The 15,360-nt window shown below is 56.8% G+C and carries 14 protein-coding genes and 1 tRNA gene; 12 read left to right on the top strand and 3 right to left on the bottom strand.

Annotation, left to right across the window (positions count from 1 at the left end):
- Positions 1-239: 239 nt before the first annotated feature.
- Complete coding sequence (locus tag IQ254_RS09120) at positions 240-2,315, top strand: DNA phosphorothioation-associated putative methyltransferase (protein ID WP_193965860.1); 2,076 nt, start codon at positions 240-242, stop codon at positions 2,313-2,315.
- Positions 2,308-2,826 (top strand): hypothetical protein, encoded by a 519-nt coding sequence (locus tag IQ254_RS09115; protein ID WP_193965859.1) that lies wholly within the window; start codon positions 2,308-2,310, stop codon positions 2,824-2,826. The genes IQ254_RS09120 and IQ254_RS09115 overlap by 8 nt, the downstream gene beginning before the upstream one ends.
- On the opposite strand, the gene IQ254_RS09110 is transcribed toward IQ254_RS09115, so the two are convergent.
- Positions 2,804-3,379 carry a hypothetical protein gene (locus tag IQ254_RS09110; RefSeq protein WP_193965858.1) on the bottom strand — a complete coding sequence of 192 codons (576 nt, stop codon included), beginning with the start codon at positions 3,377-3,379 and terminating at the stop codon, positions 2,804-2,806. The genes IQ254_RS09115 and IQ254_RS09110 overlap by 23 nt on opposite strands.
- A gap of 13 nt (positions 3,380-3,392) precedes the next feature.
- Positions 3,393-3,671 carry a hypothetical protein gene (locus tag IQ254_RS09105; protein ID WP_228040410.1) on the bottom strand — a complete coding sequence of 93 codons (279 nt, stop codon included), beginning with the start codon at positions 3,669-3,671 and terminating at the stop codon, positions 3,393-3,395.
- Positions 3,672-3,967: 296 nt separating this feature from the next.
- Between IQ254_RS09105 and IQ254_RS09100 the strand changes: the two genes are divergently transcribed.
- Together IQ254_RS09100 and IQ254_RS09095 are read left to right on the top strand one after the other, a co-directional pair.
- Positions 3,968-4,177 carry a hypothetical protein gene (locus IQ254_RS09100; RefSeq protein WP_193965857.1) on the top strand — a complete coding sequence of 70 codons (210 nt, stop codon included), beginning with the start codon at positions 3,968-3,970 and terminating at the stop codon, positions 4,175-4,177.
- 261 nt (positions 4,178-4,438) lie between these two features.
- Positions 4,439-4,585: transfer RNA gene (locus IQ254_RS09095), tRNA-OTHER, on the top strand.
- A gap of 77 nt (positions 4,586-4,662) precedes the next feature.
- On the opposite strand, the gene IQ254_RS09090 is transcribed toward IQ254_RS09095, so the two are convergent.
- The gene (locus tag IQ254_RS09090; RefSeq protein WP_193965856.1) at positions 4,663-4,842 is read right to left on the bottom strand and encodes a hypothetical protein; all 180 of its coding nucleotides are present in this window, start codon (positions 4,840-4,842) and stop codon (positions 4,663-4,665) included.
- A gap of 198 nt (positions 4,843-5,040) precedes the next feature.
- On the opposite strand from IQ254_RS09090, the gene IQ254_RS09085 reads away from it, so the two are divergent.
- From IQ254_RS09085 to IQ254_RS09050, 8 genes are all read left to right on the top strand, one after another.
- On the top strand, positions 5,041-5,244 hold the full coding sequence (locus IQ254_RS09085) for a hypothetical protein (protein WP_193965855.1): 204 nt from the start codon (positions 5,041-5,043) through the stop codon (positions 5,242-5,244).
- A 287-nt stretch (positions 5,245-5,531) separates the two neighbouring features.
- The gene (locus IQ254_RS09080; protein WP_193965854.1) at positions 5,532-7,262 is read left to right on the top strand and encodes a diflavin flavoprotein; all 1,731 of its coding nucleotides are present in this window, start codon (positions 5,532-5,534) and stop codon (positions 7,260-7,262) included.
- A gap of 155 nt (positions 7,263-7,417) precedes the next feature.
- On the top strand, positions 7,418-7,942 hold the full coding sequence (locus IQ254_RS09075) for a phosphate-starvation-inducible PsiE family protein (RefSeq protein ID WP_193965884.1): 525 nt from the start codon (positions 7,418-7,420) through the stop codon (positions 7,940-7,942).
- Between the two features lie 188 nt (positions 7,943-8,130).
- Positions 8,131-9,879, top strand: coding sequence for a diflavin flavoprotein (locus IQ254_RS09070; protein ID WP_193965853.1), 1,749 nt, complete (start codon positions 8,131-8,133; stop codon positions 9,877-9,879).
- 61 nt (positions 9,880-9,940) lie between these two features.
- Entirely contained in the window at positions 9,941-10,171 is a 231-nt protein-coding gene (locus tag IQ254_RS09065; RefSeq protein ID WP_228040408.1) for a hypothetical protein, read from the top strand.
- A 426-nt stretch (positions 10,172-10,597) separates the two neighbouring features.
- A complete protein-coding gene (locus IQ254_RS09060; protein WP_193965851.1) occupies positions 10,598-11,965 on the top strand; it encodes a CmpA/NrtA family ABC transporter substrate-binding protein in 1,368 nt (455 codons plus the stop codon).
- Positions 11,966-12,272: 307 nt separating this feature from the next.
- Entirely contained in the window at positions 12,273-13,100 is an 828-nt protein-coding gene (gene ntrB / locus IQ254_RS09055) for a nitrate ABC transporter permease (RefSeq protein WP_193965883.1), read from the top strand.
- Positions 13,101-13,307: 207 nt separating this feature from the next.
- A complete protein-coding gene (locus tag IQ254_RS09050) occupies positions 13,308-15,314 on the top strand; it encodes a nitrate ABC transporter ATP-binding protein (protein WP_193965850.1) in 2,007 nt (668 codons plus the stop codon).
- Positions 15,315-15,360: the final 46 nt, after the last annotated feature.

Here is a 15,360-nt window from a genome sequence, read left to right as displayed (position 1 = left end):
ATTATCTGTCAATTACCTTGAATGCAATCAGTTTTGTAACCAACTGTTGAGCAGTAGACGCTGGCGTATAGAGTGTGTAGGAGTCATCTTACAGGCTTAGATACTATATGTGGAGTAAGTTGTCCTGTGTGGCTCTATGGGTAGCGCCAGCCAGAGATCTTGCCGCCCAGCGCATTTTCCTTCGCTTGCCGATAAGATAGCTGTCAAGCCTTTAAGCCCGCCGCTACACCCCTTTCAGCATGCCAGGTAGCTCCGCCGCAACGATTGATATAGCCAAGGTCTGCCAGCGTAGTCAGGTTGGCAAACTGCTACCTGATGCCCTTTATGTTCATCGCTCAGCTCTCCCACAGCTTGATCCAGCCCTGTGTGAGCTAGAAAGACTCGCTAAAACAGTAACCGCTCAAGCTGAAAAAGCGACCATTATTAAGTTCAGCTTCAACAAGTCGCAGATTGCTTATCTGTTTTATCCAGACTTTGTCACAGAGGCCCACCCTGCCCTTCAGAGCAGCATTCAGGTCAACCTGAACACGCTCACCGCCACTGATCGCGACTACAGCACCACCGACAATCCCCCCGTCCTCCACCGCAAAGAAACTTTTGTTGCCCCTGACCACCCGCTCTACGCCACCTTCGCCTGGCTGACCAAGCAAGAAGAAGCCTTGGGGTTGCTAGATGATCCTCGTGGCATCGGCTTTCGCCATGCCTGGGAGCAGCGCCTGCAAGAGTGCAAGCTGGTTATTCATGGCCACGCCCTAGCCTGTCCCATGACCTCAGAGGCTAAGCAAACCCAGCCCAAGCCAAAGATTCAGCGGCACAAGGCTGCGATCGCCCGCGTCACCGCATCCAAACCCGTCCGCCTCGCCGTCGAAGCGGGCCTCTTCCCGCCTAACACCACCTACTTCGACTACGGCTGCGGCCACGGGGCCGATATCGAGTACATCCACCGCATGGGGCTCACCAGCTCCGGGTGGGATCCCCACTTTCGGCCCGACATTCCCCACACCCCAGCCGATGTGGTTAACCTGGGCTATATCATCAACGTCATCGAAGACACCGCCGAGCGACGAGAAGCCCTGATCAACGCCTGGGGCCTGGCCCAGAAGGTGCTCATCGTCGCTGCCCAAGTGCTAATCGACGATCGCACCCGAGGTGTCATTGCCTACGGCGACGGCATCATCACCAGCCGCAACACGTTCCAAAAATACTACGAGCAAGAAGAACTCAAAGCCTACATCGACCAAGTGCTCGGCGTCGATGCTATACCCATCGCCCTGGGCATCTACTTTGTCTTTCGCGACGAAACCCAGGCCGAGGCTTTCCGCGCTTCCCGGTTCCGTTCCCGCGCCACCGCCCCCCGCATTTGCCTCAAGGTCAGCAAGTTTGAGGAATACCGCGATCGCCTCCAACCCCTGATGGACTTCTACACCGATCGCGGTCGGCTGCCCTCGGTGGAAGAACTAGGAGCGCAGGAGCTGACATCTCTGCAAGAGACCTTTGGCAGCATTAAGCGAGCCTTTACGGTCGTTCTACAAGCGACTGATGTGGGGGAGTGGGATGCGATCGCCGACAAGCGCCGCAACGACCTATTGGTTTACCTAGCCCTCAGCCACTTCGGCAAACGCCCCAAGTTCAAAGACCTCTCGCCCCAGCTTCAGCAAGACATCAAAGCCCTGTTCGGCAGCTACCAGCAAGCCTGCACCGCCGCTGACCTGATGTTGATGAGCTTAGGGCAAACTTCGCTGATTGAAGAACGGTGTCGGCAGAGCCCCATTGGTCAGCAACGCCCGAACTCCCTCTGGGTGCATGTGTCGGCGATAGATCAGCTTGACCCGCTGCTACGCCTCTACGAAGGTTGTGCTTCTCGCACCATTGGCCGACCCGAAGAAGCCACGGTGGTGAAGTTCCATGTCCAGAAACCGCAAATCACCTACCTGGCGTTTCCCCACTTCGACAAAGAGCCCCACCCGGCGTTGAAAACCAGCATGGCGATCTCCCTGCGCGATCTTCACGTCCGTTACCGCGACTATGACCCCGACAACCCGCCGCTACTGCACCAAAAAGAGCAGGTGGTCGCACCCGACTATCCTGGCTATGCCAAGTTCGCCAAGCTCAGCCAGCAAGAGCAAAAATGGGGACTACTCGACGATGTAAAAACAATTTTTGATCGGCGCGGCTGGCAGCAGTGTTTGCTAGAGCATGGGGCCGAGCTTCAAGGGCACAGGGTGGTTTGGCGGAAGGATGCCAGCGATGCTCAGAAGCAGCGAGTCCAATCCAGGCTCCGGTCGCAAACAGCGAAGGGCAGTACCGATGCTTGACATAGACAAAATTGAGGCGATCGCCCAAGCTAATACACCCCAAGAGCTGATGGCGGCCCTGGTGTGGCAGCGCCGCTTCAACGAATTCGATGGCCCAGAGGTCATTACCGACCTGGCTCAACAACCCCATCTGTGGAAAAGCTTCTTGTTCACCAAGCCTATCTACGCTCCCGACAGGGATGGACTCAGTCTCAATGGTGTGTTGGAAACGCTATTGACCATGGCCAACTACCGCCCCATGCCAGAAACCAGCCTGATGCACTTTGTACCCTATCCAGCCGATACGCTTTACCTGCTGACTGAAAACCGAGACGTTACCGTGGCCCAGCTGATGGATTTAGGCAAGAAATGGCGGGCCGACGTGGTCGATGTCTATGGCGGTACCATCCCTGAAGGTGAGGAAGATTGGGAGTTCCGTGAATACTTTGCCATGCGCCTCAGACGGGGCCTATGGGGTGAGACCTTGGGTGACAAATCCGAAGCCGTCCTCATTTGCTATTGGTGGGATTAGCCGTTGAAGCCCAGGGGTGCTGGCGCGTTGGTGTCTCCCATTCGGTAAAAGCCCAAATATCGCGCTTGTGCTGGGGGCCGTAGCTGATATGAATAGGGCGATCTGCCCCATAGAAGTAGAGTGAATCAAACGGTAGTCCCTGAGCCACAATCCAATCTACTAGGGCGTTGCTAGGCAGGTCGAGAATGCGGAAATCACAGGCAGCACCGAGGCGATCGCAGTAGTACCGCCCATTCCGATCTACCTCGTGAGCCATGTGTTGATCCAGGCCGGGGGTAGCGATCCCGTGCTTTTTCCCCGTCAGCGGGTCTTTCTTTGCCAGCCATCGCTTCAAATTGGCAGAGCAAAAGCCGTAGGTGAGCTGAAAGCGATCGCGCCCAAACCCCTCAATCACCGGGTCAATGATGTGCTGACACAGCGCCTCCAGGGCTGGCAACGTCTCTTCCAAGTTCTTAGGAAACGGGTCAATCCGGTCAGTAAACCGCTGGTGGGTCTGCGTGCAGGTACAAAATTCCTCTAACGTCAGATACTTGCCTAAGGGTTGCGCTGACATCAACCGCCTCCCCTTAATCCGCTGTCTGTTCCATCTGTTCCATCAAGCTCTGATATCGTTCCGGCAGGTGTCCCTCTCGCCAGAGCTTTTCCATGATCGCATCCCGCAGCCAGGCGGTGCGGTTCTCTTTCTCCCTCATCAGTCCGTCAATATCTTCCGGCAACCGTACACAGAGCGGGCGCTCCGCCATCGCTATTTCCCCCTGCTGCTGAAAGCGGGTCAAATAATCTCTGCGGGGAGCCTTATCACTCATCACCGGAAATACTCCACTGCTGCCGAAAGACAGAATCATCCCAAGTATACGAGGCATTGAGTCCTTACATCCATCGATCAACATCACTTATGGGATAGGCAGGATTTCCCATCTATCTATCAGCAATCATCATCAAAGTTCTCTAAAACTCACACCTTAAACAATAAGAACCCGCGTATACATGGGGTATAATTTGAATAGAGAGAGCAATAAGGCTCCAGAGCCACAAAGTACAGGGACTCTGTTGATGCCGCAGCAGTCAGAGCTAACTCCGATATCATCCAGGGCTTAAAACTGTCCTACGTCCAATATCCATAACCTAGAGAACCACTCCTATGACGCTTTCCTACTCAGAAGATCTCAGTCAACTAGTTGGCGGCCAAGTTTGCAAAGTCGCCATCAGCCAAGAAGGCTATCCCTATCTCATCATCGCCAAGAACACCGAATCGCGCTCCTTCTATGTCATTGCCCAGTCTGACGCTGAAGGCAATGGTCCAGGTTTTCTACAACTGAACGAACACCAAGGCCGCATTGCCGAAGGCTAGCCTAGTCGCCAAGTTTTCTGTGCTGCCCGAATGGCGATCGCTATTCGGGTAACTCCATTTGGAATTACTGTCATATACCCCAATCCCCCCACAGTTAATGGCACGATGCCAGATCGCGCTCTTATGCCGCTAAATATCATGATTGACTCTGTGAGCAATTTCTCTGATCGTACGCTGCGGCGACACGTATCACAGGCTGTACCAGTGATGAGCCAGCAGCTCCTTCAACTGGCAACTTCTCCGCATCAGCCGTCTGAATGCGGAAAATCTAGCTTGGGCAATTCTTGGGCAGTCTTTAACTCAAACATCCAAAAGCCTTTCATAATAATGCTTTCGCGCTCGAATGAAACTGTCTCGAAAACTGTTTGGGGGTCAAACCTCACGGGGGTTCGAATCCCCCCCTCTCCGTTGCAATCCAGCTCCCGTAAAGATTTTCGGCGTTCCCCTTGCCTCACTCAGCTTGGAAAAATTAAGCTGAGTTTAGGTCATTTGTACTCTTTTTGGGGGAGGAATGGGGGAGATGGAGGGGAGAAGGTCAGCTTGACCCAGGCATCGCGGGTGTAGGTGATCAAACAGACCCTGCGCCATTCTGCAGATGGCATCTGGAGCACCAGCCCATCGGGAACTGCTGCGGCATCGACTGAAGCGTTGAGGTGCGTCGCCACAGGAGATTTCCAGATTGTAAAACACGGGATTTGTGTATTCAATTTTACAAAATCGTGCAGCGTGGGCGAGGAATAGCCAGATAAGTTCACACAATCTAGGGGCGTTTTAGCGCGATCGCCTCCTTTTTTGCAGCTTAAAGGCCACCAAGTAGGAATGCATCTGGCCGTGCTTGGGCTGGCTGGCCGTCTGAGGGAGCAGTGCTGCAACAGCAGCCATCTATACCGGATAGATATGACGCCAGCGCTTACGGTCTGGTGGGAGATGCGATTCAGGTGGTTGGGCAGGCCTTTAGCAACCGCTGCGATACCTGGGCCCGGGTTGAGTTCCCCGACTCAGGTCATATTGGCTGGGTACACAGTGAATCCGTCTTGATCGACTACAGCCGGGATTGGTGGGATTAGTCTGGGCAATTGGCATGGTCTAGGGATTTGACCCGATTAGGACACCTACCTGAATCAGGGTACAGCCTAGCAAAACCGTGAGGTTGCTAACCGAAAACGCTGGCCTGTTCCAGGCCTGTGCGGCTACCCCTGAGTGCAGTCAATGCATTTGCATAGCAAATGAAATATAAAAAAATCTATTTGAATAACTTATGAATTGGTTTTAATATTGACATTTTACAAAACCTATTTTTTCGTTAATCATTGAAATATATCGAATCAGATTCTACTGAGGATAGATATATCTCATGGTTGCTACTCGCTACTCACTCCAGGTATCGCCATCGGCGTCACGACTCACCCTGCAAACGGCGTCCTTTGCCCCAGATTCAACCGCCCTTCGCTGCCTCGACTGGGATCGCGATCGCTTCGACATTGAGTTTGAGCTACAAAACGGCACCACCTATAACTCGTTCCTCATCCAGGGTGAAAAAACGGCGCTGATCGATACCACCCACGGCAAATTCACAAGCCTGTATTTGGAAGAGCTGCAGGCGCTAGTGAATCTAGCCGAAATCGACTACCTGATCGTCAACCATACCGAGCCCGACCACAGTGGCCTGATTGGCGACCTGCTGGCTCTCGCCCCCCAGATTACGGTGATGGCCTCTAAGGTGGCGATTCAGTTTTTGCAGAACCAGATTCACCGCCCCTTTGCGGCCCAGATGGTGAAAAGCGGCGATCGCCTCGACCTGGGCAACGGCCACGAGCTGAGCTTTATCTCGGCCCCCAACCTGCACTGGCCCGACACCATGCTCACCTACGACAGCGGTACCCAGGTGCTCTACACCTGCGATGTGTTTGGCCTACACTACTGCGACGACAGCCTATACGACGAGACCCCAGCCCTGCTAGAGGCCGATTTTCAGCTCTACTACGACTGCCTGATGAGGCCAAATGCCCGCTCGGTGCTGGCGGCGTTGAAACGGATGGAACCCTTCGCGATCGGCCAAATTGCCACCGGCCACGGCCCCCTACTGCGCCATTACCTGGCCGACTGGACGGGGCGCTACCGCACCTGGAGCGAGGCTCAGGCCCAGGCAGAGCCTTTTGTGGCACTGTTCTACGCTGGGGAGTACGGCCACAGCGATCGTCTGGCCCACGCCATTGGCCAGGGCTTGCTCAAAACTGCCACCGCCGTAGAGCTGGTGGATTTGCTCGATACCGATATCCACGCGGTGCGGGAACTGGTAACCACCGCCGCTGGCCTGGTGTTGGGCATGCCGCCCCAGGCTGCCCCCGGCCTAGAGCCGATGCTCAGCACGATTCTCGCTGCCGCTCACCCCAAGCAGGCGATCGGTCTCTTTGAAACCGGCGGCGGCCAGGATGAACCGATCTTTCCCCTGCGCAATCGGTTTCAGGAGCTGGGCCTGAAGTCGGCTTTTGAGCCGATTTTGATCAAGGCGGCCCCCACCGAGGCCACCGACAAACTCTGCGAAGAAGCAGGCACCGACCTGGGCCAGTGGGTCAACCGCGATCGCACCCAAAAGCAAGGCCAAGCCCTCGACTCGGGGCTAGATCAGGCCCTGGGACGGCTCAGCACCGGCCTCTATATATTGACGGCCCAAAAGGGTGATGTCAGCAGCGCCATGCTGGCCTCCTGGGTAATTCAGGCCAGCATTGAGCCGCCCGGTGTGGCCATTGCCGTCGCCAAAGATCGCGCCATCGAATCGCTTTTACACGGGGGCGACACCTTTGTGCTCAACGTGCTGGAAGACGGCCAATACCAGCGACTGATGAAGCATTTTCTCAAGCGCTTTCCCCCCGGGGCCGATCGCTTCGAGGGCGTGGCCACCTATGCCGCCGCCAACGGATCCCCCATTTTGGCCGAATCCCTAGCCTACCTGGAATGCACCGTCACCCACCGCCTTGAGGCCGGAGACCACTGGGTGATCTACTGCACCGCCAAGGCCGGGCGGGTAGCAAAACCCGATGGCTTGACGGCGGTGCACCATCGCAAGGCCAGTAACCACTATTAATTTTGAATTTTGGAATGGCCGAAATCCTTGGGTGGTGCATTACGGCCAAGGCCAAAGTCAACGGCAATTCGCCAAGATATCTGCGGCCTAATGCACCCTACGGCTCCCCACTCCCCACTCTCCTGCTCCCCTGCCCCCTCACCTCCGGTATCCCCATGCAAAACCTCCCCGCTTCCTCCCGCTGGGCCACCTGGTTAAACGGCAACTATGTGGTTCGTATCCTCGAGTTGGTTCAAGACCTGATCGTGATCTCGCTCTGTATTGGGCTGTTCAGCTTTATGGTGATGCAGCTGCGGGAGATGTTTCTTTCGCTGCTGCCGCCGCTCAATTTTCCCCAGGTGACCTCCGACATTCTGTTTTTGCTGATTTTGGTGGAGCTGTTTCGGCTGCTGATTATTTATCTGAAAGAGCACCGGGTCTCCATTGGAGTAGCGGTTGAGGTGTCGATTGTATCGGTGCTGCGAGAAATCATTGTGCGCGGCGTGCTCGAAACTCCCTGGACCCAGGTGCTGGCCAGCTGCTCGTTTTTGATCGTGCTGGGTGGCCTATTGGTCGTTCGGGCCTGGATTCCGCCCACCTTTGACGGCGTTGACCCAGAGCAGGAGGTTTCGCGCCGCCACCGCATTCGCTTTGCCCACGACATCGCCGAAATGGGTGCAGTCCAGCCCCCGATTGACTGACCATCCTACCGGCCCAGCCCTACTGGCCTGGCCTTAGGTAGCTTCTGGGAAACAGTCTCCCCTGCCAGCTCAAAGCAGGGATCTTCTTTTTCGGAAACCGCCTTAGCTACTATCGCCGTCGGTTCAAAATCTGCCATTGACTCCAAAATCTGCCATTGACAAAGCCCACCCCTACCCACGCTTTTTCCATGACTTTAACGACCCCCTCAGCCTCTCTGCCGACCATGGTTCGACCCCGCGATGTGCAAGTGGCCACCATTGGCCTTCAGTCTCAGGTGCTGCGATCGCGCGCCTGGGAACGGCTCAAGTTTGAGGTGGAATATAGCCGCCAGCGGGGCACCACCGCCAATGCCTACCTGATTCAGGCCGATCAAACTGCCCTGCTCGACCCCCCTGGAGAATCGTTTACGGCCCTTTTTCTGACGGCATTAGAGCACCAGATCGATCTCACGCAGATTGACTATATTGTCACCAGCCACGTCAACGCCAATCGACTGGCGACGCTGACCCAGCTCATGGATCTGGCCCCCCAGGCCCAGATTGTCTGTTCGCGGGCGGCGGCTAACACCCTCAAGATCGCCCTGGCCGATCGGGCCGACCGCCTCTGCCCGGTGCGGTCTGGGGAAACCCTGGATCTGGGCCAGGGCCATGTGCTGGAGTTTATGAGCGTGCCTACGCCCCGCTGGCCCGATGGGCTCTGCACCTACGATCCGGCCAGTCAAGTTCTCTTCAGCGATAAGCTGTTTGGCACTCATCTCTGCGACGATGCCCTCTGGGACGAGCAGTGGCGATCGCTCGAGGACGATCGCCGCTACTACTTCGACTGCCTGCACAGCCCCCAGGCCAAGCAGGTGGAAACGGCGCTCGATCTAGTCGAGCCCCTGCCGCTCAAAACCATTGCCCCCGGCCACGGCCCGCTGGTGCGCTACAGCCTCAGCCGACTCAGGCAAGACTACCGCCAGTGGTGTCAGCAGCAGGCCCAGCAGCCGCTGCGGGTGGCGCTACTCTATGCCTCAGCCTACGGCAACACGGCCCAGATGGCCGATGCGATCGCCCAAGCCCTCAACGCCGCCCAAATTGCCGTCGAGGCGATCAACTGTGAACAGGCCGACCCCAATGGGCTGATCGACACCCTCAACCAGTGCGACGGCTTCATCATCGGCTCCCCCACCCTGGGTGGCCATGCCCCGGTACAAATTCAAACCGCCCTGGGTTTGATTCTGGCCAATGTGCCCAAAACCAAGCTGGTGGGGGTGTTTGGCTCCTACGGCTGGAGCGGCGAAGCGATCGATGAGCTGGAGCGCAAGCTCAAGGATGCCAACTATTCCTTTGGCTTTGAGCCCCTGCGGGTGCGCTTTAGCCCTGATCAGACCGCCCTGGCTAGCTGCACCACGGCGGCGGCTCAGTTTGCCCAGGGCCTGCGCAAGCGCCAGAAGCAGCAGGGGGCTCGGCCCGCGATCGCCGAAGCCCACAGCGATCGCACCGCCCAGGCCCTGGGGCGGGTAATTGGCTCCCTCTGTGTCGTCACCACCCAAAACCACGGTATGCACAGTGGGCTACTCACCGCCTGGGTAGCTCAGGCCAGCTTTAGCCCCCCCGGCCTGATGCTGGCCTTGCCTACCGATGCCGCTGAAACCAGTCAGCTTCGCCCCGGCACTGGCTTTGTGCTCAACATCCTCAAGGAGGGGCGCGCCGTACGCCGCCATTTTTCAGCCCGGCACTGCTCTACCGCCGCCTTTGAGCACCTGTCTTTTTCGCTAGCGACCAACGGCTGCGCCATTCTCACCGACGGCCTGGCCTACGTGGAATGCACCGTTGAAGATCAGTCTCCCGTAGGCGACCACCTGCTGGTCTACGCCACGGTGCGGCAGGGTGAACTGCTCGCCGCCAGCGGCATGCCCGCCATCAACCACCGGAAATCGGGCCATCAGTACTAGCTCAGCGCTCACTCGCCTGTCCCATCCCTACCGATCAACCGCCATGAATAAGCCAACCGCTATGAATAGGCTCCAACACACCACCCAAGAAGGCTGGGCGATCCATATCTACAGCTGCGATCGCCGTCTGCTCTGTACCCTCGAACCCTCCCACGGCTGGGCGTTTATGGCCGGCCTAGCCCTCGGTCTAGTCGTAGCCGTCATCGGGTACAACCTGCCAGAGTCCTCGACGACAACAGAGCCTACCCGCCCCTACTCAGAACATCTCACAGCCCCCTTGCAGATCGACTAAACGCTTTGCCGTCTTCAATATCGCAGCCCGATGCCTCAGGGGGAAGGGCATTGGGCTGGGCCTGCTGAATGCCCCTTGCCTCGGAGTTCTAAGCTCTCGGGCTCGCCGAGAACAGGCTACTTACATTAATCAATCGTATAGAGAAAAATATAAAAATAAGTTGATCTTATGTTTCAAATCGAAAATTACGTTCTAAACTCGCCCGCTCAGGCATTCCACTGATCTGCGAATTAGTATAGACTTATTGCCATGGAACACGAGATTGTAATTGACTTTAGTCAATATATTTTCCGCAGGGCTGCTTAACTGCAGCCCTGCTGTTCCTCGGCTACGGCTTGGCTACTCAGCCCAATTGCAGACTATTTTTCACCATCTGTCCATTTAGCTACCGGCGTGCCTCGCCAGAGGGTGCCGAAAGGAGGTTTTATGTCCGATTTTTCGAGGGTCACCCGTCGTAAGTTTTTGGCCACGACTGGGGTGTCGGCAGCGGGTGCCTTGCTGCTCAAGGGTTGTGGGGGAAATCCCCCCTCGGCTACAGCCCCGACGGAAGCCACTGATGCAACCGCCGCCCCCGGTCCTGTGGCCGAGGGCGGTAGCCCCGAAACCCCTAATATCAAACTGGGCTATATCCCCATTGTTGAGTCGGCACCCCTCATTATCGCCCAGGAAAAAGGCTTCTTTGCCAAGTACGGCATGACCGGAGTCGAGGTGTCGAAACAGGCCAACTGGGCCTCGGCCCGCGACAATGTCACCATCGGCTCCGGCGGCGGCGGCATCGACGGTGGCCAGTGGCAAATGCCCATGCCCCACCTGATCAGCGAAGGCATCATCACCAACGGCCAAAAGGTGCCGATGTATGTGCTGGCCCAGTTGGTCACCCAGGGCAACGGCATCGCCGTGGCCGGCCTCCACGCTGGCAAGGGCCTGGGGCTGGATCTTTCTGGAACAGCAGCAGAGTATGTCAAAGGGTTTGCATCCACCAACGGGCGTAAGTTTAAGGCGGCTCATACTTTCCCCAACGTGAACCAAGACTTTTGGATTCGCTACTGGTTTGCGGCGGGTGGCGTTGACCCCGACAACGACATCGACCTGCTGGCGGTTCCCCCCGCAGAAACAGTGCAGGGCATGCGCAACGGCACCATGGACGCCTTTAGCACCGGTGACCCCTGGCCCTACCGCATCGTCACCGACGATATTGGCTTTATGGGAGCCCTGACCCATGAAATATGGGCCTTTCACCCGGAGGAGTATTTGGCTGTTCGGGCTGATTGGGTGGATGCCAACCCCAATGCCACCAAGGCATTGCTCAAGGCCGTGATGGAAGCCCAGCAGTGGTGTGACGACGTGGCTAACCGGGATGAACTGGTTACCATTGTCTCTGGACGTAACTACTTCAACATTCCCTCCGAAATTTTGGTTCCGCCCTACAAAGGTGAGTACACCATGGGTGACGGCAAGCAAGCCTTCAACGACCTCAACGCTGGCCCGCTGTACTGGAAAGACCCCAAGGGTAGCGTGTCGTACCCCTACAAGAGTCATGACACCTGGTTTCTCACCGAGAGCATGCGCTGGGGCTTCCACAAAGACCAGCTCACCGACTTTGACACCGTTAAGCGCATTGTCGATGCGGTCAACCGCGAAGATATCTGGCGCGAAGCCGCCACCGAGGCAGGCTTTACCGCCGATATTCCCCAAGACACTTCACGCGGTATTGAGACTTTCTTCGACGGCATTAAGTTTGACCCCGCCAACCCCGAGGCGTACTTGAGTAGCCTCCAGATTAAGCGGGCCTAGGGAGAGAGGGAATTTTGGATTGGCGATTTTAGATTTTGGATTTGATAACCACCTGCCAAAATCCAAAATCCAAAGTTACTTCCCTCGTCTCCCTCCAATCTTGGTTCAGAGAGAGATGACCAGAGGCGAGAGAATGCGGCCTCCATCGCCAACAGCAGCCCCATTCAACCTTGTCTCGGTCTCTGAATCAAGCCTACCTCGGCCAGTCTCCCTCAAGAAAGGCCGGGGTGGGTTTCCTCTTCAAAACTGTTCGCCAGTTAATCAATCCACAACAGGTACAGCTATGGTAACCAATGCCCAATCTCGGATGCAGGTGCGTCCTAACCCAGTTCTTTCCTCGGTTCAACAGTTTTGGCAAAAGCGCGGGGCTGATCTGATTCCGCCGATTATCGGCATTGCGGTTTTCTTAACGGTATGGCAGCTGGTGTCGTGGTCGGGCATGACCCGACTGCCGGGGCCGCTGAGTCTGTGGACCGATACCCGCACCCGGGAGCTGTTGCTCTACCCGTTTTATGACCTGGGTGGGTTAGATAAGGGGCTGTTTTGGCAGACCATGGCCAGCCTGGGGAGAGTGGCCCAGGGCTACACCGCTGCGGCTGTCGTTGGCATTTCGGTGGGGGTTTTAGTCGGCACCAGCCCCTGGCTGAATAAGGCGACCTACCCGATCTTTCAGTTTTTGCGGATGATCGCCCCATTGGCCTGGGTACCGATCGCCCTGGTAGCACTGCAGAAAAACCAGCCCGCGGCTATCTTCGTGATTTTCATTACCGCCGTATGGCCGATTTTGATCAACACCATTGAAGGGGTACGGCAAATTCCAGAAGACTACAACAACGTGGCGCAGGTATTGCAACTGTCGCGCAAAGACTACTACTTCAATATTTTGTTTCCCTCGGCGCTGCCCTATATCTTTACCGGATTGCGGATTGCGATCGGTCTGGCCTGGCTGGCAATTATTGCGGCAGAAATTGTGATGTCGGGGATTGTGGGAATCGGCTTCTTTATTTGGGATGCCTACCAACAAAACTACATCAGCGAAATTATTCTGGCCGTGATCTACATCGGTTTTGTAGGTCTCCTGCTCGATCGCCTGATTGCCCTTTTGCAAATGAAGATCGCACCTCTGCGCAAGTAATTAACCTTTTCCCTCCTGGGAGGGGTGCCCGTTCGCGGAGCGTTCCGCAGGCAAGGGCGGGATGGGTTCTGGAGTCTGGGTTGACCCACCTGTTCCTCTCCCAAGATTGGGATTTCGATACCTCAGGATTTGCGTGGGCGCGGCTAACCCACCCCCCTCCCTGGAGGGAACTTACGGCATTATCATACCGATCGCGAGGATAGAACTATGAGTTTATTGGTTGCAGTCGACCAGGTCGATAAGGTCTTTTCCCTGACCGATGGTGGAGAGTATATTGCGCTCAAAGGCATTAATTTATCGATCAAGCAGGGAGAATTTGTCTCCTTTATTGGCCACTCGGGCTGTGGCAAATCGACCCTTTTAAACATGATCGCGGGGCTGTCATTACCCAGCTCTGGGATACTGACCCTGGAGGGCAAAAAAATCCAGAAACCTGGCCCCGATCGCATGGTGGTGTTCCAAAACTATTCGCTATTGCCCTGGCGCTCGGTGCGTGAAAACATTGCCCTGGCTGTCAATAGTGTCTGCAGCGACCTACCCAAGGGTGAGCGGCGCGGCATTGTGCAAGAGCACATCAACCTGGTGGGCTTGCAGGCCGCCGCCGACAAAATGCCCCACCAGCTTTCAGGGGGCATGAAGCAGCGGGTGGCGATCGCCCGCGCCCTGGCCATTCGCCCGAAATTGCTCTTGCTGGATGAACCCTTTGGCGCCCTGGATGCGTTAACCCGAGGCAATCTGCAAACCCAGCTGATGCGGATCTGCGACGAAAATAACGTCACCGCCGTGATGGTCACCCACGATGTCGATGAGGCGGTGCTGCTGAGCGATCGCATTGTGATGATGACCAACGGCCCCGGGGCCGAAATCGGCAACATTCTCGAAGTTGACATTCCTCGCCCCCGTCAGCGCATGGAGGTGGTCGAGCACCCCAGCTACTACAGCCTGCGCAGCGAGATTATCTATTTCCTCAACCAGCAAAAGCGAATCAAAAAGCGTCGCGCTCTCAAAACGGCGGTGGTGGCCCGCCACGGCTTAGAGAAAGTGAATTTGGACATTGGCTTTGTACCGCTGACCGCCTGCGCCCCGGTGGCGATCGCCAAAGAAAAGGGCTTTTTTGCCAAGCACGGCCTGGATGAGGTCAACCTGATGCGTGAAACCAGCTGGCGCGGCATTGTCGACGGCATTGCCGGGGGGTATCTGGATGCGGCCCAAATGCCCTCGGGCATGCCCCTGTGGTTTTCCCTCGGCGGCCACAAAAACACCCCGCTACCGGTGGTCAGTGCCCTGACCATGACCCGCAATGGCAACGCCATTACCCTATCGCGCCGGTTTTACGACCAGGGCGTCCACAGCCTGGATGCCTTTCGGGAAATGCTGCGCCGCACTCCTGAGGTCCAGCACCGCATGGGCATGGTGCATCCGTCATCGATGCACAACCTGCTGCTGCGCTACTGGCTGGCGGCAGGTGGCATTGACCCCGACCATGATCTGGCTCTGCAAACCATTCCCCCCGCTCAAATGGTGGTGGATCTACAAAACAATGCGATCGACGGTTTCTGCGTCGGCGAGCCCTGGAACCTGCGAGCCGCCATGGATGAGGTGGGTTTTACCATCGCCACCGATCGCGAAATCTACGACGGTCACCCCGGCAAAGTGCTGGGCGTGCGCGAAGACTGGGCCACCGCCTACCCCAACACCCACATCGCCCTCACCAAGGCGCTGCTCGACGCCTGTAGCTACTGTGCCGACCCCGAAAACGAGCTCGAGATTCGCCAGATTCTCTCCCAGCGCACCTACCTGGGCACCCCAATGGAGTACATCCACCTGGGCAGTCCTACCACCAAGGTTTGCACCCTCGACCAGCCCATGCGCGAGTACGCCCACCATATGTTCTTCGGCAACGGCGCCAACCGGCCCAGCCGCACCGAACATCTGTGGCACATGGCTCAGCTGGCCCGCTGGGGCGACGTGCCCTTTCCGCGCAACTGGGTGGAGATTCTGGAGCGCATCGTGCGGGTCGATGTCTACAGCACCGCCGCCCGCGAACTGGGTCTGCTCAACGACAAATTTACCCGCGGCAGCATTCACCTGTTCGACGGCACCGACTTCGACGCCGAAGACCCGATCGGCTATCTGAATGGCCTCGCTATCAAGCGCGACATCACCATCGCCGAGGTGCTGTTGGATGGGCCGGTAGCAGCCTTAGCTGCATAGGAGACAGACCCAATCCCCTCCTGGGAGGGGCAGGGGTGGGTTAGCC

Origin of the sequence: Nodosilinea sp. LEGE 07088 (assembly GCF_015207395.1) — a bacterium.
In the GTDB taxonomy this organism is placed as follows: Bacteria; Cyanobacteriota; Cyanobacteriia; order Phormidesmidales; family Phormidesmidaceae; genus Nodosilinea.
Note: the sequence above shows the minus strand (reverse complement) of the source record. Positions and strands in the feature narration are given on the sequence as shown.